At 72.2% G+C, this 22134-nt stretch carries 18 protein-coding genes, 1 tRNA gene, 1 other RNA gene and 1 pseudogene; 17 read left to right on the top strand and 4 right to left on the bottom strand.

All coding sequences use genetic code 11. From position 1 onward, the window contains the following. Positions 1-13 precede the first annotated feature (13 nt). Positions 14-436, top strand: coding sequence for an RNHCP domain-containing protein (locus tag ABTX81_RS04940; RefSeq protein WP_350541552.1), 423 nt, complete (start codon positions 14-16; stop codon positions 434-436). A 45-nt stretch (positions 437-481) separates the two neighbouring features. Here ABTX81_RS04940 and ABTX81_RS04935 read toward each other — a convergent pair whose 3' ends face one another. Continuing rightward, positions 482-1189, bottom strand: a complete 708-nt coding sequence (locus ABTX81_RS04935; RefSeq protein WP_350541551.1) for a response regulator — start codon at positions 1187-1189, stop codon at positions 482-484. After that, on the bottom strand, positions 1186-2421 hold the full coding sequence (locus ABTX81_RS04930; RefSeq protein ID WP_350541550.1) for a sensor histidine kinase: 1236 nt from the start codon (positions 2419-2421) through the stop codon (positions 1186-1188). Before ABTX81_RS04930 ends, ABTX81_RS04935 begins: the two co-directional genes overlap by 4 nt. A gap of 261 nt (positions 2422-2682) precedes the next feature. On the opposite strand from ABTX81_RS04930, the gene ABTX81_RS04925 reads away from it, so the two are divergent. The 5 genes from ABTX81_RS04925 to ABTX81_RS04905 all read left to right on the top strand — a co-directional run bounded on the left by ABTX81_RS04925 (position 2683) and on the right by ABTX81_RS04905 (position 6953). Further along, positions 2683-4875, top strand: coding sequence for an MMPL family transporter (locus ABTX81_RS04925; protein ID WP_350541549.1), 2193 nt, complete (start codon positions 2683-2685; stop codon positions 4873-4875). A gap of 192 nt (positions 4876-5067) precedes the next feature. Then, complete coding sequence (locus ABTX81_RS04920; RefSeq protein WP_350541548.1) at positions 5068-5478, top strand: VOC family protein; 411 nt, start codon at positions 5068-5070, stop codon at positions 5476-5478. Positions 5479-5532: 54 nt separating this feature from the next. Then, the gene (locus tag ABTX81_RS04915) at positions 5533-6027 is read left to right on the top strand and encodes a helix-turn-helix transcriptional regulator (protein WP_350541547.1); all 495 of its coding nucleotides are present in this window, start codon (positions 5533-5535) and stop codon (positions 6025-6027) included. A gap of 66 nt (positions 6028-6093) precedes the next feature. After that, a complete protein-coding gene (locus ABTX81_RS04910; protein ID WP_350541546.1) occupies positions 6094-6507 on the top strand; it encodes a VOC family protein in 414 nt (137 codons plus the stop codon). An 11-nt stretch (positions 6508-6518) separates the two neighbouring features. Beyond that, positions 6519-6953, top strand: coding sequence for a YdeI/OmpD-associated family protein (locus ABTX81_RS04905; protein WP_350541545.1), 435 nt, complete (start codon positions 6519-6521; stop codon positions 6951-6953). Positions 6954-7331: 378 nt separating this feature from the next. Here ABTX81_RS04905 and ABTX81_RS04900 read toward each other — a convergent pair whose 3' ends face one another. Continuing rightward, positions 7332-9938 carry a tyrosine-protein kinase family protein gene (locus ABTX81_RS04900; protein ID WP_350541544.1) on the bottom strand — a complete coding sequence of 869 codons (2607 nt, stop codon included), beginning with the start codon at positions 9936-9938 and terminating at the stop codon, positions 7332-7334. A 705-nt stretch (positions 9939-10643) separates the two neighbouring features. On the opposite strand from ABTX81_RS04900, the pseudogene ABTX81_RS04895 reads away from it, so the two are divergent. Next, positions 10644-11150: pseudogene (locus tag ABTX81_RS04895) on the top strand (transposase); the annotation flags it as partial. Between the two features lie 190 nt (positions 11151-11340). Here ABTX81_RS04895 and ABTX81_RS04890 read toward each other — a convergent pair. After that, positions 11341-11425: transfer RNA gene (locus tag ABTX81_RS04890), tRNA-Ser, on the bottom strand. A gap of 131 nt (positions 11426-11556) precedes the next feature. On the opposite strand from ABTX81_RS04890, the gene ffs reads away from it, so the two are divergent. The 10 genes from ffs to ABTX81_RS04840 all read left to right on the top strand — a co-directional run bounded on the left by ffs (position 11557) and on the right by ABTX81_RS04840 (position 21957). Then, positions 11557-11653: signal recognition particle sRNA small type (ffs, locus tag ABTX81_RS04885), an RNA gene on the top strand. Positions 11654-11719: 66 nt separating this feature from the next. Then, a complete protein-coding gene (locus ABTX81_RS04880) occupies positions 11720-13891 on the top strand; it encodes a DNA polymerase III subunit gamma and tau (protein ID WP_350541542.1) in 2172 nt (723 codons plus the stop codon). Between the two features lie 128 nt (positions 13892-14019). After that, complete coding sequence (locus ABTX81_RS04875; protein WP_350541541.1) at positions 14020-14358, top strand: YbaB/EbfC family nucleoid-associated protein; 339 nt, start codon at positions 14020-14022, stop codon at positions 14356-14358. A 232-nt stretch (positions 14359-14590) separates the two neighbouring features. Further along, complete coding sequence (gene recR / locus ABTX81_RS04870; RefSeq protein WP_350541540.1) at positions 14591-15190, top strand: recombination mediator RecR; 600 nt, start codon at positions 14591-14593, stop codon at positions 15188-15190. Further along, positions 15183-15914 (top strand): DUF5063 domain-containing protein, encoded by a 732-nt coding sequence (locus ABTX81_RS04865; RefSeq protein ID WP_350541539.1) that lies wholly within the window; start codon positions 15183-15185, stop codon positions 15912-15914. The genes recR and ABTX81_RS04865 overlap by 8 nt, the downstream gene beginning before the upstream one ends. A gap of 299 nt (positions 15915-16213) precedes the next feature. After that, positions 16214-17494 (top strand): aspartate kinase, encoded by a 1281-nt coding sequence (locus ABTX81_RS04860; protein WP_350541538.1) that lies wholly within the window; start codon positions 16214-16216, stop codon positions 17492-17494. Continuing rightward, complete coding sequence (locus tag ABTX81_RS04855) at positions 17491-18567, top strand: aspartate-semialdehyde dehydrogenase (protein WP_350541537.1); 1077 nt, start codon at positions 17491-17493, stop codon at positions 18565-18567. Before ABTX81_RS04860 ends, ABTX81_RS04855 begins: the two co-directional genes overlap by 4 nt. Positions 18568-18919: 352 nt before the next feature. Beyond that, the gene (locus ABTX81_RS04850; RefSeq protein WP_344345760.1) at positions 18920-19474 is read left to right on the top strand and encodes a SigE family RNA polymerase sigma factor; all 555 of its coding nucleotides are present in this window, start codon (positions 18920-18922) and stop codon (positions 19472-19474) included. Next, a complete protein-coding gene (locus ABTX81_RS04845) occupies positions 19467-21083 on the top strand; it encodes a hypothetical protein (protein ID WP_350541536.1) in 1617 nt (538 codons plus the stop codon). Before ABTX81_RS04850 ends, ABTX81_RS04845 begins: the two co-directional genes overlap by 8 nt. 82 nt (positions 21084-21165) lie before the next feature. After that, complete coding sequence (locus ABTX81_RS04840) at positions 21166-21957, top strand: SURF1 family protein (RefSeq protein WP_350541535.1); 792 nt, start codon at positions 21166-21168, stop codon at positions 21955-21957. Positions 21958-22134 lie beyond the last annotated feature (177 nt).

Raw genomic sequence — 22134 nt, 5'->3', positions numbered from 1 at the left:
GGGGAGCCCGGCCGTGCCGCGAGCGCGACAGAAGAACGGCCGAGGCCCGCGCCGTCGGCAGCGTCCCAAGGACGTGCTGCACGACCGGGGCGGGCACCGGGCCAATGATTTCCGGTGCGTCGGCTGCCGGTTGGACGTCCCGGTGGACGCCCCGGGCACCGCGCACCGCAACCACTGCCCGAACTGCCTGGCCAGCCTCCACGTCGACCGCCGCGTCCCGGGCGACCGGGCCGCCGACTGCCGTGGCCGGATGGAGGCGCTGGGCATGTCCGTCCGCGCGGACGGCGAGTGGCTGATCGTCCACCAGTGCCTGTCCTGCGGCGAGTTGAGCACCAACCGGATCGCCGGCGACGACAATCCGCTACCGCTGCTGCGGCTCGCGCTGAAGCCGTTGCGGGACGCGGACTTCGCCCGGCGCACCCTGCTCAACCTGTAGCAGCCGGGGAGGCGTTCTGCGCCGAGTGACCCGAGCAGCCCCGCGCTAGACCGTCCCGCCGGCCTGGTCCCCGCCCCCCGTACGGGCGGTGACCAGGCCGGACTCGTAGGCCGCGATGACCGCCTGCGCGCGGTCGCGCACGTCGAGCTTGCCGAACAGGCTGGTGATGTGGTTCTTCACCGTGGACTGGCTGATGTCCATGGCCCGGGCGATCCCGGCGTTGTCGAGTCCGGTGGCCATCAGCCGCCACACCTCCACCTCGCGCGGCGTGAGCTCCCCCGTCGCGACGGCCGGCGGCGCCGGGGCGCCGAGCGGCGCCCGGACGTAGGCGGAGATCAGCCGGGTGAGCAGGCGCGGGGCGACCACCGCCTCCCCGGTGTGCACGGTGCGGATCGCCGCGCCCAGGTCCTCCGGCGAGACGTCCTTGGGCAGGAACCCGTGCGCGCCGGCGCGCAGCGCGGCCACCACGTACTCGTCCATGTCGAAGGTGCTGAGCGCGAGCACCCGGCACCCGGGCAGGGTGCGGGCCAGCTCCTCGGTCGCGGCGACCCCGTCCAGGACGGGCATCCGGATGTCCATCACCACGACGTCGGGGCGCAGCCGGTGGGCGAGCGCGACGGCCTGCTCGCCGTCCTCGGCCTCGCCGACCACCTCGAAGGCGGGGTCCGGGGAGAGGATCAACGACAGACCGCGCCGCACCAGCGGCTGGTCGTCCACGATGAGGACCCGGATCCCGGGCGTCGCGGCCGTCACCGGTACACCACCTCTCCACGCTGACGCTGGACGGCGGCCTCGGCCGACTCCTCGGCCACCAGGGGGAGGTCGGCCAGGACGGCGAAGCCGCCCGTCGGCCGCGGACCGGCCTCCAGGGTGCCGCCGTGCAGCGCGACGCGCTCGCGCATGCCGAGCAGCCCGTACCCGCCCCGGTCCCCGGCCGACGGCGCGGCGTCCTGCGGCGGTACGCCCGCGCCGTCGTCCAGCACCTCGACGGTGACCCGGTCCGGCCCGTAGGTGAGCCGGACGGATGCGCGGGCGGGCCCCGCGTACTTGCGGGCGTTGGTGAGGCCCTCCTGAACGATCCGGAACACGGTCAGCCCGACGGTCGGCGGCAGCGGCCGCCGGGGCCCGCGGACGTCGAGCTCGGTCGGCAGCCCGGCCAGGCGGGACTCGTCCACCAGCCGTTCGAGGTCCTCGGCCCCGGGCTGGGGCGCGGGCGGGGCGGCGTCCGGTTCGTCCCCGGCCCGCAGGACGTTCAGCAACTGGCGCATCTCGCGCAGGGCCAGCCGGCCGGAGGACTCCAGGGTGATCAGGGCGTCCCGGACCACCTCCTGGTCGGCGAGGTTGGCGCGGGCGCCGCCGGCCATCAGCTGCATGGTGGTGATGTGGTGGGCCACGATGTCGTGCAACTCCCGGGCGATGCGGCGGCGTTCCTCGGCCACCGCGCGGTCGGCCAGCAGCCGGCGGTTGGCGGCCACCTCGCGCTGCCAGCGGGCGACGGCGAGGCCGGCGCCGGCCACCAGGGTGCTTGCGCCGAAGGCGGAGATGGCGCCCTCGCCGGACGGGACGCGGAACATGCTCTGGCTCAGCATCGTCGTCACCGCCGCCGCCACGGCCGCGCCCACGGTGACCGGCCAGGTGCGGTGCCGGGCGGCCGAGTAGAGCGCCACTGTCAGGACGGCGCCGAAGTGGGGGCCCATCGGAGCGAGCACGTTGACCACGGACTGGAGCGCCAGGACGACGGCGAGCGCCTGCACCGGACGGTGGCGCCGGGCGAGCAGTGGCAGGGCCGCCAGCACGAGGAAGACGAAACCCGGCACGCTGACGCTCCCGGTGCCGTCCACCTGGCTGACGAGCAGGTAGGCGACCAGGTCGAGCATGCCGGCGCCGACGGCCACCAGCGCGTCGGCCTGGCTCCACGGCAGGCCGTTCACACGGTTCTGCGGCACCTCGTCCACGACCGCTCCGGGGCGCCGACGCCCTTCCATCCTCGTCCTCCCGGCCGACCAGCGCTGATGCCCCCATTCTGGCACCGGCCCGCTCCGCCCCGGATGGTCCCTCCGGCCGAGGACGGGCGGACGGACCAGGACCACGGTCCCGGTCCCGGGCCGGTGGGGGGAGCGCGGGCCCCGACCCGGATCGTTCGCTGCTCGGACGCCCGGAGGCCCCCTCACCTGATGGTCTGGAAGCAGGCCGGGAACCCCCGGCGACGAGGCCGACGTTCGCGTCCATCCGCCGGAGGGCAAACCGTGATCCGCGCACTGACCGGATTCTCCACCAGAAACGCCTGGAAGGTGATCGCCTTGTGGGCGGTGCTGGGGATCGGGCTGGGCGTACTGGGGCCGGTGCTGATCGGCCGCGTCACCCAGTCCCAGACGGGTGACTTCCTGCCCCGGAGCTACGACTCGGCCGCCGCGCTGCGGATCGCCGAGGAGGAGTTCGGGGTGAAGCCCGACGCCACCACGGTCACCGTGCTGGTCGCCCGCACCGACGGCAAGGCGCTCACCGCCGCCGACCAGCAGCGGATCGAGGCGGAGGCGGCCAAGCTCGGCGAGCGCCGGGTCGTCATGCCCAGGAAGGAGGACGAGCCGGCCTTCCTCGTCCCCGACCGCTCCCAGACCCCCCGGGTCGTCCCGGCGATGACGGCACCCGACCGGAGCTTCGAGCTGCTCTCCGTCGAGCTGACCGGCAACGCCGTGGACGAGGGCGTCCAGGACGTCTACCGCGCCTTCCGGGACTCGGCCCGCGCGCAGTTCGCCGACGCCGGGATGCGCACCGGGTTCACCGGCGGCCTGGCCGAGGCGGCCGACACCGCCGACGCCAACCGGACCGCCACGATGGTCGGCGGCGCCCTCGTCACCGGACTGATCATCCTGCTCAACGTGCTGGTCTTCCGCAGCGTGCTCGCCGCCGTGCTGCCGCTGCTGGCCGTCACCATGATCGGCGGCGTGGCCACCGGAGCCGTCGCTGGCACCGCGGCGCTCACCGGCCTCGAACTGGACGCCTCCACGCCGGGCCTGATCAACGTGGTGCTGCTCGGCATCGGGATCGACTACCTGCTGTTCCTGCTCTTCCGGTTCCGCGAGCACCTGCGGGCCCGGCCCGACCAGCCCGCCCGCGCGGCGGCCGCCCAGGTGTCCGGCCGGGTCGGCACCGCGATCACCTCGGCGGCGCTGACCATCGTGGCCGCCTTCGCCACCCTGGGCGTGGCGACCTTCGGCCAGTTCCGCTCGCTCGGCCCGGCCATCGCCGTCGCCGTCCTGGTCATGCTGCTCGGCAGCCTCACCCTCATGCCGGCCCTGCTCGCCGTCTGCGGCCGCAAGATGTTCTGGCCCTCCCGCAGCCTGCGCCGGGAACCGCGCGAGGGCTTCGCCGCCCGCTACGGCGCGCTCGTCGCCCGTCGGCCGCTGGCCCTGCTGCTCGCCTCCGTCGCCCTGCTCGGCGCCCTGGCCGCCGGGATGACCGGGATCCGGATGGACTACGGCCTGGGCGGCGGCTCCACCACCCCGGCCGCGGCCACCGCCGCCGAGATCTCCCGCTCGCTGCCGGCCGGCGTCTCCGACCCGACCAGCGTCTACATCACCGCCGACGACGGCGGCACCCTCGACCGGGCCCGGCTCGACGGCCTCTCCCGCGGCCTCGCCGGCGTCGAGGGCGTCGGCCAGGTGGGCGGCATCGTCCTGAACGAGAACCACCGCGCCGCCCGGATCGATGTCTACCTGACCGCCGACCCGCAGAGCCAGCGGGCCCGCGACCTGGCGTCCGGCCCGGTCCGCGCCGCGGTCGCCGCCCACAAGCCGTCCGGGACGAGCGCCCACGTCGGCGGCACGGCGGCGATCTTCGCGGACATCTCCGCCGCCGTCGACCACGACCTCGCCATCGTCTTCCCGGTCGCGGCCGCCCTCATCGGCCTGATCCTGCTGCTCCTGCTGCGCAGCCTGCTCGCCCCGCTGGTCCTGATGCTCTCGGTCGGGCTGGGCTTCGCGGCCACCCTCGGCGCCGCCACCCTGCTGTTCCAGCACCTGCTGGACGAGCCGGGCGTCAGCTTCACCCTCCCCCTGGTGCTGTTCCTCTTCGTCGTCGCCCTGGGCACCGACTACAACATCCTCATCACCGACCGGATCCGCGAGGAGATGCACCACCCCGGCCCGGCCCGCGCCGCCGTCGCCCGCGCCGTCCGCCACACCACGCCCGCCATCGCCACGGCCGGCCTGGTCCTCGCCGGCTCCTTCGCCTCCCTCGCCACCACCCCCGGCAGCGAGCAGATCGCCTTCGCCCTGACGCTCGGCATCCTGCTCTCCGCCGTCGTCCTCTCGCTCGCCCTGGTCCCCGCCCTGGCCACCCTCCTCGGCCGCTCCCTCTGGTGGCCCCTCCGCCCCACCCCGACCCCCGCCGCCCCCACCCACACCCCCGCCCCCACCCACTACGCCCCCACCCCCTGATCGGCGCCCGCCTGCCCAGGGCGCCCACGGAGGCCCGGCCCCACCCCCGAAAGGGCCGGGCCTCCGACCTCTGTCGGTGACTGTCGGGCCTCAGGGCGAACGATGGCAGGAGCGACTGAGCGGCATGACGCGTGCGGATCGGATCAGGAATCGATAAGCGCAGCTCGAGGAGTCGCGTCTAGCCTGCCAGCCATGGACATCACCATTCACACGACCGCCCTCCCGCACGACGACCCGGGCGCGTCGCTCGCCTTCTACCGCGACGTCCTCGGCTTCGAGGTCCGCAGCGATGTGGGGCAGGGCCGGATGCGGTGGATCACGGTCGGCCCGGTCGGCCGGCCCGACACGTCGATCCTCCTGGCGCCGCCCGCCGCCGATCCCGGTATCACCGAGGACGAGCGGCGCATGATCACCGAGATGATGGCCAAGGGCACGTACGGGTGGATCCTGCTGGCCACCCCGGACCTCGACGCCACGTTCGAGAAGGTGCAGGCCGGTGACACCGAGGTCGTCCAGGAGCCGACCGAGCAGCCGTACGGCGTCCGGGACTGCGCCTTCCGCGACCCCGCGGGCAACCTGGTCCGCATCCAGGAGCTGCGCTGACCCCCGCAGGTGGGGCGGGCCGCTCGAAGACCTACGACCGAAGGGGAGGTGCCCATGTGTCCGCCTGAATGGCGGCGTGCGCGGGTCCAGGCACAGCGTCTGAACGATCTCGCGCGGCTGCGCCGCGTCCGTGACCGGATCGACCGGGAGTACGCGCAGCCGCTGAACGTGGAGGCGCTCGCCCGCGAGGTGCACATGTCCGCCGGGCACCTGAGCCGGCAGTTCCGGGCCGCCTACGGTGACTCGCCGTACGCGTACTTGATGACGCGGCGCATCGAGCGGGCGACGGCGCTGCTGAGGCGGGGCGACCTCAGCGTCACCGAGGTCTGCTTCGCGGTCGGCTGCGCCTCGCTGGGCACGTTCACCACCCGCTTCACCGAGCTGGTCGGGATGTCGCCCGGGGCTTTCCGGCGCCGGGCGGCCGCGGGCGCGGCCCACGAGCCGGACACGGCGATCACGGTGGAGGGGATGCCGGCGTGCGTCGCGAAGCAGGTCGCGAGACCGGTCAGGAATCGAGAAGTCCCGGGGGCCGCGCAGCCCCTAGCGTGATGGTCACAGCAGCCACATGACCCGACGGTTCATGCAGCACACACCTCCGATGGATGGAAAGACGACATGAAGGCGCACGTGAGTTCGATCCTGCTGGGCGTTCGGGACATGGAGGCCGCCAAGCGGTTCTACACCGAGGGGCTCGGCTGGAAGATCCAGAGCGACTACGGCATCTCGGTGTTCTTCGAGTCGGACGGCGCCTCGCCGGTCGGCTTCTACAACCGCGAAGGCCTCGCCGACCTGGTGGGCACCGGCGCGGACGGCAGCGGCTTCAGCGGGCTGGTCCTCACCTACGTCGTCCGCAGCGAGGCCCGGGTCGACGAGGTGATGGCGGAGGCCGCGAAGGCCGGCGCCACCGTCCTCAAGCCCGCCGGCGCCCTGCCGTGGGGCGGGTACGGCGGCACCTTCGCCGACCCGGACGGCTACGTCTGGAGCCTCGGCTACAGCGCCCAGGGCGCCGACCAGCCCTACGCGGAGTAGAGGAGCACGTCGTGAAGTTCCGCGCCCTCGTCGAGCCGCCCGAGCCCATGCGGGGCCTGGAGGTCCCGCCCGAGGTGGTCGAGGCGCTCGGCGGGGGCGCCCGGCCGCCGGTGACGATCACCGTCCACGGGCACCGCTGGAAGAGCCGCGTCGCCATCCTGCGCGGCCGCCACCTGCTCGGCCTCAGCAACGCCAACCGCCGGGCCGCCGGCGTCGCGACCGGCGACGAGGTCGAGGTCGACCTGGAACTCGACACCGAGCCGCGCGTGGTCGTCGAACCCGAGGACTTCGCCCGCGCCCTCGACGACGACCCGGCCGCCCGCGCCGCCTTCGACGCCCTCACCGACAGCCGCAAGCGCGAACACGTGCGCGCCGTCGAGAGCGCGAAGAAGCCGGAGACCCGCCTGCGGCGCATCGAGAAGGCCATCGCCGCCCTCCGGGACTGAACCCGGACAACCACTCCGCCGGCCCGGCCGGGACCACGGAACGACGAAGGCCCGGACCGTGAGAACGGTCCGGGCCTTCGATCAAGGCGGAGGAAACGAGATTCGAACTCGTGAGGGGTTGCCCCCAACACGCTTTCCAATTCTCCCGAACCCCGTCCACTGAGGGTCGCACCCGTCCTGACCTGCGGCGGAGCCAGGCCAGAGTTGGGGCACGTACCCAGGAAGACAGCGATGAATGAAACCAGGACTGAGACCACGGCGATGCGCCACCCCGCTGCGAGGTGGCGCCGACCCCGAGAGTGTGAACAAGCCGTGACTCTGTTGGTCCCGGTTGGCGGAGCAACGGTCAACCACGCTGATGCCGTGCGAACACGGCGACTACATGGGACCCCTCCGGGTGACACTGAGAGCCCAGCGGTACAGATCAGGCACTCGAAAGGCACGCGACGTCCCATCACTCTCGCTCACCGTGATGAGACCGGCCTCCTTCGCCAGAGTAATGAGGTCTTCCGGGGTGTTTCCGAGAGCGGCCCGGAGGGTGTCCTCGCCGATCGGTGTGCGGCCGTATTCCCGGAGTGCCGTCGCCACTTGGCGAAGTTCCTGAAATTCCTCGTCAAGCAAGGCTGACAGGGCAGGGTCGCTCACCTGCTCAAGGCTGAGAGCCAGGCTGCGAGGTCGGAGTACCGACCTGTCGTATGTGCTGCGCTTTTCCTCGTCTCGTTCCCAGTCCAATGCGGCGGCGAACAGCTGCAACAGGGCGCGTGGTGAGTGGTCTCCGTTGCCATCGGCAAGTCGATTCCAGACCCAGTTGGACGTGAATGCGGTGCGCTCCCCCCGCATACGCTCCCCAACCAATGAGCTCCACGCCTGGTCGACCTGGTCGGAACTCCAGGACGCTACGTCGCTCGCGGTGAGCGATGGATCCACCGCACGGAGAATCTCCCGGAACGCTTCGGACCGTACGGCCCTCTTGAGAACGACCTTGAAGTATTCCCGTTGGTCCTCCCACTGAAGTCGGCGTGTAATGCCGTAGAAGTGGCTCTTGTTCTCGAACTGGAGATTGGACCAGATGTCCTGGCGAACGAAAATCTTGAGGCGCAGCCGCTTGAGTTTAGGAGCCAGATCTGCCTGCCTGGCCAAGAGGCCGGCGATAGCGTGAGAGCGACGCCTGCGTTGATCCGGGGTGTGGCCGAAGGCAGTGTCAAGTCCGTCGAATAGGAGCAGAAGGCGCTGCTCTCCGTGTGCATCGACCCTACGCAGCCAGTCAGCGCATTGCAGGGGCCCCATTGGGTCCTTGAGTACCTCGGAGACCGCACGTGTGGCGGCGAAGTCACCACTTTCGAGGGATTCCATGGCAGGATGCGGCGCACCGAGTCCACCCATTGTCTGGGTTCGGTAGATGGCTAGCGCCATCAGTGTCTGCCAGAAAGTGCCCCAGTCCAGGCCGACCTTGGAGATCTGAGCATCAATGGCTGCATAGTTATCCGGGCCGAAAGACCAGTCGGGGCGTTGATCGAACCTGTCGGGAGTCGTTACGCAGACCGGCGCCCACCCTTTTAGCTCGCCAGCAGCCAGCCAGCGAAATAGCGCGGTCTTTCCGGTGCCCTTGCGACCGAGAATGAGGGGGGTATCCGGGTCGGCGGTCTCACTCACTTGGCGAGTTACCACGTAGTCCTGGAGAAACTCTTCGTTATCCAGGCGCTCGGCCGTGTCTGTGGAGAAGGATAGCTCCCCCAAAGCCCCCTTCTTACTCGCCGACGTTCGATGCTGAAGGGCAGGCTCGGGAGCAGGCTCGGGCACGATCTGCACGATCCAATCCGCGATTCTGGCGTAGGGGTAGAGTCGCTCCTTGTCCGTGGTGACGGTGTCGGCGAAGGCTACCTCGGCATTGTAAGGAACGATGTGCGTGATCTCCTCGGCGGCCAGTCGCGGAGCATCGGCGCGGGTGGCGCGGAACGGCGCCAGCCATTCGTCAACCCAGGACCTTGCGCGATCGGCCAAGCGCGCCGCGCTCACGCCGGGCGGCATGGGGGATACCACGAAACGGGGTTCGGGCGTCAGATTCACGTGCGCATGGCGCCGCGTGGTGGATCTGAGCAAAGCCCTCGAAAGCAGTTCCGTGCCGACTCTGGCTTGGTCGTGGGGATGGAAGCAAATTACGGCCATGTCGGAAACATCGAACAGCAGCGGAGCCGCCACCGGGCTTACACCGGTGCGCGAGTCGATGAGGATTACGTCTGGCTGCAGGTTGGACCGGCGAGCATCGTCGATGAGGCGGTGCAGTGCATTAATGCGTTCCCGATACCAGATTTCGGGTTCCAGGGACCGCAGCCGCGCTGCGTATGTGCTGTCGAGCCTACCTGCCGGCATGCAGTACAAGCGGCCGGTGTCATCGACTGGGACGACGTGGTCCAATACCGAGACCTCATCGTCGAACTCGTATTGCAATAGAGCTGCCACGACACCTCGATCGGATTCGCCCTTATGGGTGATACCGAACAGTGAGTCGAGGCCCGGCGCTTCGAGGTCCATGTCCACGCAGAGGACCCTCAACCCGTGCTCGGAGCTCAGACGTCGTGCCACCGCCGCTAGAGCAGTGCTCCGTCCTACACCACCCTTCAGGCTGTAGAACGTCACCACGGGTGCAGAATCGAGGTTCTCGTCAAGGTCGCTGGCGAACGTGACCTCCGCGGGGTCGGTGCTCTCTGCGCGGTTGAATGCCGCTGACCAGCCCGGCGGAGGGGCGGGCTCCGTCGTCAGATCGCCGAACCATTCGGCTTCGGATGGCGTGAGCAACTCCCAGGTGTGGACTCCGATGGCGGTCCCCGGTGCGAGTTCCTGCAGCAAGGACGAGCGACGATCGTTTTCGGGAACGGCAACGAAGTGCTCAGAAATGACACGCACGATGAAGCCGCCGGCGTCGGGTACGACCGCGACAGCGGCATCCGGGACTGCGGCCCGGATGGCTGTCTCAAGCTCTGACATGTTCGCTGGCCTTTCGTTCACCGGGGAGCCCTTCCCGTGCTGTGACCTCGGGAGCCGACTTGCCGGATGCGTGTGGACACCCACCCTGCCAGGTCCCGTCCCCCTTTGAGTAAGTCCTCTGAGTTGACACCCGTAGGGAGAACGATCGTGTAGCGGAGCTCAGTGCCCCAGTGGTCAATGAAAAGTCCGCCGTGCCCGGCGGGTCTTGGGAACTCAGCAGTTGCCCACAGCGCTCGCAGGTTGTGGCCTTCACTGCCGCTGCGTGGGAACCGGATGCCTCGTAGTTGCAGGTAGTGCTTCAACCGGCACTCCACGACATATCCGGCTAGGTACACGGCGCCGAGGGTCTGCTTTGCACTGGTGAGAACATGCACCTCAGCAGCCCGCAGTGCGGCAACATCATGGAAGTTGCTCATGCCCTTCCCTCCCTCTCAGGGCTGAGGAGCCGATCGTAGCTTCGTTTGACTTGGCGCGGAGCGTTTCCAGAGCCCTGTGTGCAGAAGGCGGGGACGGACGGATGGTGGACTGGATCAGAGACCAAGACGTTAAGACCCCCGGCCGGTGACGCCACCTCAACGTCGTGCCTGCGACCGGCATCGGTCGCTCCAGATGAAGCCGCTCGCCCCGGAGGTTGATGTGCCTGCCGATCAAGGAGCTCCCGGGCGGCTTCGGGTGCCGTGGCCACCAGCATGGCGACCCGGCCGGATGGCTGTGATGGTCGGCTTCGTCTCCAAGCGCCGCTGGATCCGCTACGCCCACTCCAAGCTCCAGCACCTGTTCCCGTACTCTCCAGGGCAGTCCGGCTACAACCGGCGCCAGCGCAAGGCCGCGGACCTGATCGCCCGCGTCAACCGGCAGCTGGCCACCGACACCAGCCTGTGGACGGACAACGTCTGGGTGGTCGACTCCACCCCCATCGAAAGCGGACGTTCCCACGAGACGGTCAAGCGCTCCGACCTGGCCGGCTGGGTCGCATACGGCTGCTACGCCAGCCATTCGCGGTTCTTCTGGGGCCTGCAGCTGCACCTGGTGTGCATCCTGCACGGTCTGCCCGTCACGTTCGTGTTCACCGGCGCCAATGCCGACGGGCGCACCACCCTGCTGGACATCCTGGACACCGAGACCAACCTCGTGGCCGCCCGCCCCGGTCAGATCCTGATCGGGGAAAAGAACTCCTACGGCGCCGCGTTCGAGCGTGAGCTCGCCGAACTAGAGATCGGCACTACGACCACACCGGTCAGCTCGTCATGCGCTCGCTGGCCGCCTACGACCACTGAACCCTTGGCACTAGCCGATGAGGACATCCGCCATCCAGGAGGACGGCCTTGCCGTGCGGAAGCCGGTCGGGGGCAAGAACGACGAAGGCCCGGACCGTGAGAACGGTCCGGGCCTTCGATCAAGGCGGAGGATACGAGATTCGAACTCGTGAGGGGTTGCCCCCAACACGCTTTCCAAGCGTGCGCCCTAGGCCTCTAGGCGAATCCTCCGAGGGAGAGCTTAGTACATGTTTCGGGGTGGTCGCGACCACGTATGTCGCAGGTGAGGGATCGGGGTGGCCTGCGGATGCTGGGGTGGGGGTGGTGGTGGAGGGGTGGGGTCGGGATCCGGTACTGTGGGGGACAGCCCCTCGTGTGGCGCCATCTTTTTGAACCCCCCCAGGGCCGGAAGGCAGCAAGGGTAGGAGAGCTCTGGCGGGTGCGCGAGGGGTCTTTGCGTTCCCGGGGGTGGTGGGGGATCGGGGGACGACGCGTTTGTCGGTCCGTCCCGATATCGTCGGTGGTGTGTCCCTAGCCCTGTACCGCCGCTACCGCCCCGAGACCTTCGCGGAGGTCATCGGGCAGGAGCACGTGACCGCTCCGCTCCAGCAGGCCCTGCGCAACAACAGGGTCAACCACGCGTACCTGTTCAGCGGCCCGCGCGGCTGCGGCAAGACGACGAGCGCGCGCATCCTGGCCCGCTGTCTGAACTGTGAGCAGGGGCCGACGCCGACGCCGTGCGGGGAGTGCCAGTCCTGCCAGGACCTCGCCACGGGCGGGCCCGGGTCGATCGACGTGATCGAGATCGACGCGGCCTCGCACGGTGGCGTGGACGACGCGCGCGAGCTGCGTGAGCGGGCGTTCTTCGCGCCGGTGCACAGCCGGTACAAGATCTTCATCCTGGACGAGGCGCACATGGTGACCTCGGCCGGCTTCAACGCACTGCTGAAGGTGGTGGAGGAGCCGCCGGAGCACCTCAAGTTCATCTTCGCGACCACCGAGCCGGAGAAGGTGATCGGGACGATCCGGTCCCGGACCCACCACTACCCGTTCCGGCTGGTGCCGCCCGGCACGCTGCGCGACTACTTGGCCGAGGTGTGCGGCCGGGAGGGGATCCAGGTCGAGGACTCGGTGTTCCCGCTGGTGGTGCGGGCGGGCGCCGGGTCGGTGCGTGACTCGATGTCGGTGATGGACCAGCTGCTGGCCGGTGCCACCGAGGGCGGTGTCACCTACCAGATGGCCACCGCGCTGCTCGGGTACACGGACTCGGCGCTGCTGGACGAGGTGGTGGACGCGTTCGCCGCGCACGACGGGGCGACGGTGTTCCAGGTGATCGACCGGGTGGTCGAGGGCGGGCACGACCCGCGGCGGTTCGTCACGGACCTGCTGGAGCGGCTGCGCGACCTGGTGATCCTCGCCACAGTGCCGGACGCCGGGGAGAAGGGGCTGATCGACGCCCCGGCGGACCGGGTCGCGGTGATGCAGGCGCAGGCGGACGCCTTCGGGGCGGCCGAGCTGAGCCGGGCGGCGGACATCGTCAACACCGGGCTGACCGAGATGCGCGGCAATGCGGCGCCCAGGCTGCAGCTGGAGCTGATCTGCGCCCGGGTGATGCTGCCGGGCGCGTACAGCGACGAGCTGTCGTTGCAAGCACGGCTGGACAAGCTGGAGCGCAGGGCCGCGGCGGGCGGCATGGCCGGTGGGATGGCCGCGGGGATGGTCGGAGGCATGGCCGCGGGGCCGGCGGTGGTCGCTCCTGCGGCGGCCGCTCCGGTGGTGATGCCGGAGGCGCAGCAGCCGGTGGCGATGCCGGCGGCGGTGCCGCAACCGGTGCAGCCGGCCCCCGCGCCCGCACCCGCGCCGCCCGCAGCCGCACCCGCGCCGCCGGCCGGGCCGGCGCCCGGCGCCTGGCCGATCAAGCGGAGCTTCCCGTCGGCCGGGGAGGCCCCCGCGCCCGCCCCGGCGGCGCCCGCTCCGGTGCCGGCCCCCGCGCCCGCCCCGGCGGCCCCCGCGCCCGCGCCCGCTGCGGCGCCCGGCGGCGGCCAGCCGTCGGCGGCGGCGCAGCAGGGCGCCGGGCAGGTGCGGCAGCTGTGGCCGCAGATCCTGGAGGCGGTGAAGAACCGGCGCCGGTTCACCTGGATCCTGCTCAGCCAGAACGGCCAGGTGGCCGGTTTCGACGGCAGCGTGCTCCAGGTCTCGTTCATCAACGCCGGCGCCCGCGACAGCTTCGTCAGCAGCAACAGCGACGACGTGCTGCGGTCCGCGCTGGCGGACGCGCTGGGCGTGGACTGGCGGATCGAGTGCATCGTCGACCCGTCGGGTGGGGCGGGCGGCGGCGCCGGTGGCGGCGCGCCCGCGGCAGGCGGGGGCGGTTGGGGTGCCCCACCGGCGCGTCCGGCGGCGTCCGCGCCCCCGATGCAGCCCGCCGCGCCGGCGCCCGCACCGGTGGCCGCGCCCGTGCCGCAGCCGCAGGCGGCGCCGGTCGCACCGGTGCCCCCGCCCGTCCAGGCACCGCCCCCGATGCCCCCGGCGGCCCAGCCGGCCCCGGCGCGCCCGGTGCGGGCGGTGGCCCCGGAGGACGACATCCCGGAGGAGGACGACCCCGATCTCAACGAGGAGGCGTTCTCCGGCCAGGAGCTGATCATCCGCGAGCTGGGCGCCACGGTGCTGGAGGAGATCCGGCACGGTGGGAACTGACCAGCACGTAGGCTCGTCGGGGACGTACCAGAGGGCTTGCCCGAGGACCGACCCGAGGACAGACCCGAGGGCGTAGCAGGGCGTACCAGACGACGCCCGAGGCGCAGACCGAACGCAAGGAGTGAGCCGTGTTTCCCGGTGGTGGCCAGCCCAACATGCAGGCGCTGCTCAAGCAGGCGCAGAAGATGCAGCAGGACCTCGCCCAGGCGCAGCAGGAGCTGGCCGAGGCGAAGGTGACCGGCTCGGCGGGCGGTGGCCTGGTCGAGGCGACGGTGACCGGTTCCGGGGAGCTGGTGGCGCTGACCATCGCCCCGGCCGCGGTGGACCCGGAGGACACCGAGACGCTGGCGGACCTGGTGCTGGCGGCCGTCCGGGACGCCAACCAGGCCGCGCAGAAGATGCAGGCCGAGCGGATGGGCCCGCTGACCCAGGGGCTCGGCGGCGGGATCCCGGGCCTGCCCTTCTGAGATCGCCCCTGAGGCACCGCTTGAGGACGGCACCGAGGCCGGCGGCCCCGGCTTCGACGGGCCGGTCCGGGGATGCCGGGCCATGATGGTCCGAAGTTCAGACGATGGACCTGTGTGATTTATGCGGGAGTCGGGCGTCGGGCGGTGTGCCCGGCGTCCGATTCGTTGGATGATGGCACCGGAGCACCCCCCGTGCGGGTGCCACCGGTCCAACCCGAGGGAAGGCGCGACGTTGTACGAGGGCGTGGTTCAGGACCTGATCGACGAACTGGGCAGGCTGCCCGGCGTCGGGCCCAAGAGCGCGCAGCGGATCGCCTTCCACGTCCTGCAGGCCGACCCGATCGACGTCCGCCGGCTGGCGCACGCGCTGCTGGAGGTCAAGGACAAGGTCCGGTTCTGCGCCGTCTGCGGCAACGTCGCGGAGGCCGAGCAGTGCCGGGTCTGCCTCGACCCGCGCCGTGACCTCGGTGTCATCTGCGTCGTCGAGGAGCCCAAGGACGTCGTCGCCATCGAGCGCACCCGGGAGTTCCGCGGCCGCTACCACGTGCTGGGCGGCGCGATCAGCCCGATCGAGGGTGTCGGACCGGACGACCTGCGGATCCGCGAGCTGCTGGCGCGGCTCGCCGACGGCACGGTCACCGAGCTGATCCTGGCCACCGACCCCAATCTGGAGGGGGAGGCGACCGCCACCTACCTGGCCCGGCTCTGCAAGCCGATGGGCCTGAAGGTGACCCGTCTGGCGAGCGGCCTGCCCGTCGGCGGGGATCTGGAGTACGCGGACGAGGTCACGCTCGGCCGCGCCTTCGAAGGGAGACGACTGCTCGATGTCTGACCGGACGATCAACCAGCAGCCCCACACGCCCCACCAGGCCGGGCCGGAGCAGGACCGGCGCACCCCCCAGGACGCCCCGCACACCCCGCACACGCACGGTCACGGCTCGGAGCCGGACGACTTCGCGGTGCAGATCGCGGACTCGGTGGAGAGCTTCGTGCTCTCGGTGACCGAGGTCGCCAAGGGTGACGAGCCCGGCAGCGCCGTCTCGCTCCTCCTGCTGGAGGTGTCGCAGCTGCTGCTGGCCGGTGGCCGGCTGGGCGCCATCGAGGACGTCGTCCCCGACGACCGCTTCGAGCCCGACGCCGGGCCGGAGCCGGACGGCGAGCAGCTGCGCGAGCGGCTGGCCGAGCTGCTCGCGCCGATCGACGTCTACCACGAGGTCTTCGACCCGTACGGGCCGCCGGAGAAGCCGAACGCCTTCCGGATCTCGGACGACCTGGCCGGGGTGGTGGGCGAGCTGCAGCACGGGCTGACCCACTACCGCGAGGGCCGGGTCAGCGAGGCGCTCTGGTGGTGGCAGTTCTCGTACCTGTCCAACTGGGGCACCACCTGCACGGCCGTCCTGCGGGCGCTGCAGTCGCTGATCGCGCACGTCCGGCTGGACAGCCCGATCGGGGCGGCGCCGGACGGCGCGGACACCGACAACGACGGGCTCACCGACGAGCAGCTGGAGCAGCAGGCCGGCGACCTGATGGCGGCGGAGCTGGGCCTGGGCCGCTAGCCCGCAGGGCACGGCCACGCGGACTGTGACGGAAGCCTCACTCTCCCGCGCGGAGAGGAAATCCCGGAGGCGTCCGGCCGTTCGTCCGCCGATTCTCCGGGGCGACGGGGGCTCGCCAGCAGACCTGCCGGTGCGGCCGCCCGCACCCCCGCTCACCTGCTGAAATGCGTGTCTCATCATATGGAAAGCCGAGGTCGGAGCACCCCCGCTCGGTAGACTGGCGCCGACCGCACTACCCCCGCCACCCGGGGGTGCGGGGGCCGATCGCCCCCGAAGACGACACAAGTCGAGGAGCGCACGTGGGCCTTGTCGTGCAGAAGTACGGCGGCTCATCCGTTGCGGATGCCGAGGGCATCAAGCGCGTGGCCCGTCGAATCGTTGACGCCAAGAAGGCCGGCCATGAGGTCGTCGTCGTGGTGTCCGCGATGGGCGACACGACGGACGAGCTCATCGAACTCGCGGAGCAGGTGTCACCTCTCCCCGCCGGCCGCGAGTTCGACATGCTGCTGACCGCTGGAGAGCGCATCTCCATGGCGCTGCTGGCCATGGCGATCAAATCCCTGGGCCACGAGGCGCAGTCGTTCACAGGCAGCCAGGCCGGCGTCATCACCGACTCCGTCCACAACAAGGCGCGCATCATCGACGTCACGCCGGGCCGCATCCGCACCGCCCTGGACGAGGGCAACATCGCGATCGTGGCCGGCTTCCAGGGCGTCTCGCAGTCGAGCAAGGACATCACCACGCTCGGCCGCGGCGGCTCGGACACCACCGCCGTCGCCCTCGCCGCCGCCCTCAAGGCGGAGGTCTGCGAGATCTACACCGACGTGGACGGCGTCTTCACCGCCGACCCGCGCGTGGTGAAGAAGGCCCGCAAGATCGACTGGATCGCCTACGAGGACATGCTGGAGCTGGCCTCGTCCGGCTCCAAGGTGCTGCTCGACCGGTGCGTGGAGTACGCGCGCCGCTACAACATCCCGATTCACGTACGCTCGTCCTTCTCGGGCCTCCCCGGGACGATCGTCAGCAACGACAACCCGAACCAGCCCGAAGGGGGCGAGATGGAGCAGGCCATCATCTCCGGAGTCGCCCATGACACGTCCGAGGCGAAGGTCACGGTCGTCGGCGTCCCCGACAAGCCGGGCGAGGCGGCCCGCATCTTCCGTGCCATCGCCGACGCCGAGATCAACATCGACATGGTGGTGCAGAACGTCTCGGCGGCCTCGACCGGCCTGACGGACATCTCCTTCACCCTGCCGAAGACCGAGGGCCAGAAGGCCATCGACGCGCTCGACCGGGTCCGCGAGGGCATCGGCTACGAGTCGCTCCGCTACGACGACGCGATCGGCAAGATCTCGCTGGTCGGCGCGGGCATGCGCTCCAACCCGGGCGTCACCGCGACCTTCTTCGAGGCGCTCTCCGCGGCCGGCGTCAACATCGAGCTGATCTCCACCTCGGAGATCCGCATCTCGGTGGTCACCCGCGCCGAGGACGTCAACGCGGCCGTCCAGGCCGTCCACAGCGCCTTCGGGCTGGACAGCGAGACGGACGAGGCCGTCGTCTACGGAGGCACCGGGCGATGACCCGGCGGCCGAACCTCGCCGTCGTCGGCGCCACCGGCGCGGTCGGCGAGGTGCTCCTCGGCCTGCTCTCCCTCCGCCAGGACATCTGGGGCGAGATCCGTCTCGTCGCCTCCCCGCGCTCGGCCGGCCGCAAGGCGGTCGTGCGCGGGGAGCCCGTCGAGGTGGTCGCGCTCGGCGAGGAGGCGTTCGACGGGATCGACGTCGCGCTGTTCGACGTCCCCGAGGAGGTCGCCGCCCGCTGGGCGCCGATCGCGGCCTCCAAGGGTGTCGTGGTGGTCGACAACTCCGGCGCGTTCCGGCTGGACGACGCCGTGCCGCTGGTGGTGCCCGAGGTCAACGCGGCGGCCGTCCGGATGCGCTCGCGCGGCATCGTGGCGAGCCCCGACTCCACCACCCTGACCATGATCGCGGCGATCGGCGCGCTGCACGCCGAGTACGGGCTCGAGTCGCTGGTCGTCGCCTCCTACCAGGCCGCCTCCGGGCTCGGCCGGGCCGGCGCCGACACGCTGCGCACCCAGTTGGCCCAGGTGGCCGGCACCGACGTCGGCGAGCAGACCGGCGACCTGCGCGCGGTGATCGACGACCACGGGCCGTTCGCCGCCCCGCTCGCGCTCAACGCGGTGCCCTGGGCCGGCGTGCTGACGGACGGCGGCTGGTCGTCCGAGGAGCGCACGGTGCGCGACGAGTCCCGCAAGATCCTCGGCCTGCCCCGGCTGAAGGTCTCCGCCACCTGTGTGCGGATCCCGGTGGTGCGCACCCACGCGCTCGCCGTGCACGCGGTGTTCGAGCGCGAGGTCACCCAGGAGCACGCCCGGGAGCTCCTGGCGGAGGCCCCCGGGGTGCTGCTGTACGACGATCCGGCGGCGGGCGAGTTCCCCACGCCGAACGACGCGGTGGGCACCGACCCGGTCTGGGTGGGGCGGCTGCGGCGGGCGCTGGACGACCCGAACGCGCTGGACCTCTTCCTCTGCGGGGACAACCTGCGGCGCGGCGCGGCGCTGAACGCGCTTCAGATCGCCGAGCTGGTGGCCGCCGAGGGCGCGGCCGCGGCGGCGGCCGACGACGAGGCCTGAGCCCGGACGTCCCGAGGCCTGAGCCCGGACGTCCCACGCCCCGAGCCCACGGCGTCCACGCCCCGAGGCCGGCCGCCCGCGGCCCCGTTCCGGACGAGGTGTGAGGGACGGGAGCCCCGCTCTGCGCGGGATGTTCGCCGAGCTCGCGAGGAATCCTCGCCGAATCCCCTGGAGGGGCGTTCCGTCCATGCGGAAGAATGTCCGCCGGGCTGGGCAACCATGACAGGGGATCGAGTGTCCAACGGGCGTGGCGAACGTGATGGTGGGGGCAGGGACGGGAATCTCGGCGGCAGCCGCGGTGACCTTCCCGTCGCGTGTCCAGTGGCCTGCGGATAGGCCGGAAGATAACCAGATGACGGCAGTCGCACCCGGCGCCGCGGATTCCGGCGCGGGTACCGCCGGTACCGCGGCCGGGACCAGCGAAGATCTGCTCACCGAGACCTACCAGGCGCACTACCGATCCTTGCTGAGGCTGGCCGCGCTGCTCCTCGACGACCTGTCGAGCTGCGAGGACGTCGTCCAGGAGGCCTTCATCCGGGTGCACGCGGCCCGGCGGAGAGTGCGCGAACCCGAGAAGACGCTGGCCTACCTGCGGCAGACGGTGGTCAACCTGTCCCGCTCGACCCTGCGGCGCAGGATCCTCGGGCTGCGGTTGCTGCAGAAGCCGATGCCTGACATGGCCAGCGCAGAGGAGGGCGCCTACGATGCGCTGGAGCGTGACCAGTTGAAGGTCGCGTTGCGGGGTCTGCAACGCCGTCAGCGGGAGGTTCTGGTGCTGCGCTACTTCGTGGACATGACGGAGGCGCAGGTGGCGGAGACCTTGGGAATCTCGCTCGGTTCGGTGAAGGCGTACGGCTCACGAGGGCTCGCCGCGCTGCGGGTCCAGATGGAGGCCGGACATGGCTGAGAACGATCCCAAGGGCATCGGCGCGGCCTCCCCGCTCGGCGCGGCCTCCCCGCTCGGCGCGGCCTCCCCGCTCGGCGCGGCCTCCCCGCTCGGCGCGGCCTCCCCGCTCGGTGGGGAGGACCCCGCTGACCGCGAGGAACGGCTGATCCGCGAGCTGATGCAGCGGGCCGTCGCCGAGGTGCAGCCCGCCCCCGGCGGCCTGCAGCACATCCGGCGGGCGGTGCCGCGCCGGCGGGCCGTCCGGCGCGGGGCCTGGACCGGCGCCGCGGCCGTGGCCGCCGCCGCGTCCCTGCTGCTGCCGGCCCTGCACACCGCGGACCACCTCGGCCTGTCCGGCGGCCCCGGCTCGCCCGGCACCGCGGGCGGCAGCGCCTCCGCGAGCGTCGAGGGCGCCGTCCCCGGCGGCACCACCGGCACGCCCGCCCTCCCGCCGACCGCCGACACCGCGGTGCCGTCCGTCCCGGGCAGCCCGTCCGGGACCGTCGGCGGCGCGCCGAGCGCGGGGCCGAGCACCGTCCTCCCCGCGCCCGGCACCCTGGCGCCGTCCGCCGCCGCCTCCGCCGGCGGGGCGAACGCCCCGGCGCCGGCGCTGTGCACCCGCGCCGACCTCGGCCAGGGCGCCGCGCGCCTCGGCACCGCGGACGCCGACGGGCGGATCTACGGCTCCTTCACCGTGACCAACGTCTCGGGGCGCAGCTGCCAGCTGGGCGGGCCCGGTTCGGTCACCGTCACCGGGATCCCGGCGGCGGACGCCGGCCGCATCCGGATCGCCTTCCACACCGCCGGCGACCCGGCGACCGAGCTGCCCGCACCCGGGCCCGCGTCCGGCCCCGCGACGGGGAAGGACGCGGGGAGCGACGGTCCCGTCCTCGCGCCCAGGGCCGGGTACCGGGTGGACTTCGCCTGGTTCCCGGACCCGGCCGGCTGCGCCGTGCCCGGCGGCTCGGCCTCGCCGAGCGCGTCCGCGGGCACCGGGCAGCCGGGCACCGGCACGGGCGGCGGCTCCTCCGGCGGTGGCACCGGTGGCGGTGGTACGACGGGCGGCGGCGGCGGCACGGCCGGTCCCGGTACCGGTACCGGCACCGCGAGCGGCGGGCCCGGGGGTTCGGGTGCGCTGCCGGGTTCGGGCGGTTCCGGCTCCGGTGGCGGCGCGGGTTCCGGTTCCGGCGGCGAGACGGGCGGCTCGGCGACGGGCGGCGGCTCCTCCGGCGGTGGCACCGGCGGCGGCGGTACGACGGGCAGCGGCGGCGGGGCCGGTCCCGGCACCGAGAGCGTCGGCCCGGGGACGTCGGCGGGCGGCACCAGCGGGGTGCCCGCGGCGGTCCCGGCGGCCTTCCGCACCGGGGAGCCGACCGCGCAGCCGCGGCCGACCGGTACGACGACCGGCGCTCCCACCGGGGCGCCCAGCCCGTCGGCGACCGTGACCCCCGGCCCGAGCAAGCCCCCGGCGAGCATCACCCTGGCGCACACCCCGGCCCCGGGGAACCCGGCCGCGGCGACCGCCGTCCTGCCCGGCGCCTGCGCGGGCACGGTCTACCGGACGACGCCGCAGCTCCTGCCGGCCGACGCCGCGGCCCCCGCCCCCGGCACCTCCCCGTCGGCCGGCTGAGCGGCCGGCGGGGAACGCGGCGCGAAGGGCGCACCGGGGCCCTGGGAGCGGGCCGGGTGTGAGGAGTGGTTACCGTGGGGGTGTGTACCGGTTCCTCCTCACCCCGCGCTGGCTGAGCGGCACCGCGCTGGCCGTGGCGGCCGTCGCGGTGTGCGTCTGGCTCGGCTCCTGGCAGCTCGGCCGGTTCGAGGACCGGGTCTCCTCGCACCAGGAGATCAGCCGGGCGGCGGCCGACGCCGGCGCGCCCCGGCCGCTCGACGACCTGCTCGCCGCCGACCGGCCGCAGGTCACCACCGACACCGTCGGCCGCGCCGTGACGGTCACCGGCACCTTCGAGCAGGAGCACCAACTGCTCGTCCCCAACCGGGTGGTGGACGGCAAGCAGGGCTACTACGTGCTCACCCCGCTGCGCACCGCCGACGGCCGGACCGCCGCCGTCGTCCGCGGCTGGGCCGCCGGCGCGCCCCCGGCCGGGGCGACCGGGATCGCGGCCGCGCCGACCGGCGAGGTGACCGTGACCGGCCGCCTCCAGGCCGGTGAGAACAGCGGCAGCGGCGGCGCCGTGGCCGGCGGCCTCCCGGACGGGCAGCTCGGCACGATCAACCGGGCGGCGCTGGTCAACAAGCTCGCGCTGGACGGCTGGTACGACGGCTGGGTGTCCGCCGACAGCGCGGCGGACGGCCTCACCCCGGTGCCGACCGTGCAGCCGCAGGGCGGCGACGGCCTCTCCCTGCGCGCGTTCCAGAACCTCGGCTACACGCTTGAGTGGTTCGTCTTCGGCGGCTTCGTGGTGTTCATGTGGTTCCGCCTGCTGCGCCGCGAGGCGGAGGCGGAGCAGGACCGGGCCCTCGGACTGGACCCGGTCCTCGACTGACGCCGCAGCCGTGACCCGCTGATCAGCGGGACGGCTTCACCGGCGGAACGGCCGGCTTGCCCGGTGCCGGCACGGTCGGAACGGCCGGCGTCGGCACAGCGGACGGAGCACCAGGAGACGGAACGCCGGGCGACGGAGCGCCGGACGACGGAACGCCGGACGACGGCGAGGCGGTCG

This window comes from Kitasatospora sp. NPDC097605 (assembly GCF_040302725.1).
Classification (GTDB): Bacteria; Actinomycetota; Actinomycetes; order Streptomycetales; family Streptomycetaceae; genus Kitasatospora.
The sequence above is the reverse complement of the archived record's forward strand: the minus strand, read 5'-3'. Positions and strand labels throughout refer to the sequence as shown.